The organism is Paraburkholderia sp. JHI2823 (genome assembly GCF_038900695.1).
GTDB lineage: Bacteria > Pseudomonadota > Gammaproteobacteria > Burkholderiales > Burkholderiaceae > Paraburkholderia > Paraburkholderia mimosarum.
Genome location: NZ_JAYMRY010000200.1, coordinates 1 through 568, shown reverse-complemented (window position 1 = coordinate 568; position 568 = coordinate 1). Strand labels below are relative to the sequence as shown.

Annotated in this window: 1 protein-coding gene; it reads left to right on the top strand. The window is 62.7% G+C overall.

Annotated features, from left to right (window positions below):
* Positions 1–44: 44 nt before the first annotated feature.
* Positions 45–568 (top strand): DsbC family protein (locus tag VSR34_RS38295; RefSeq protein ID WP_342965221.1); only part of this gene is annotated, 524 nt, incomplete at its 3' end.

Genomic DNA, 568 nt, shown 5'->3' with positions numbered 1-568 from the left:
GCGCGCCGCATTCTCGCGACGCGCCCGAATCAGGAACGCATCCCATGCAAACGCGTATTCGAATCGCCGCGCTCGTCGTCGCGGTAGCCACCTCGGCGCTCGGCTGCTCGGCGCAGGCCGACCAGACTACCGACAAGATCAAGTCGGCGCTGCAGTCGCGCCTCGGCATCGACGCGAGCGACATCAAGGGCATCACCAGGGCGCCGCTGCCGGGCCTTTACGAGATCAATCCCGGCACGCAGATCGTCTACAGCGACGCCAACGGCGACTACGTGCTCAACGGCGAACTGATCGACACCAAAGCGCATCGCAATCTCACCGAGGCGCGCCTCAATGAGCGCAACAAGGGCGATTTCGCGAAGCTGCCGTTCGAGAACGCGGTCAAGGTCGTGAAGGGCGATGGCAAGCGCAAGATGGCCGTGTTCTCAGATCCGAACTGCACGTACTGCCATCAGCTCGAAAACACGCTCAAATCCGTCGACAACGTGACGGTCTACACCTTCCTGTACCCGGTGCTCTCGCCGGACTCGACGGCGAAGGCCAAACAGATCTGGTGTTCGTCCGACCG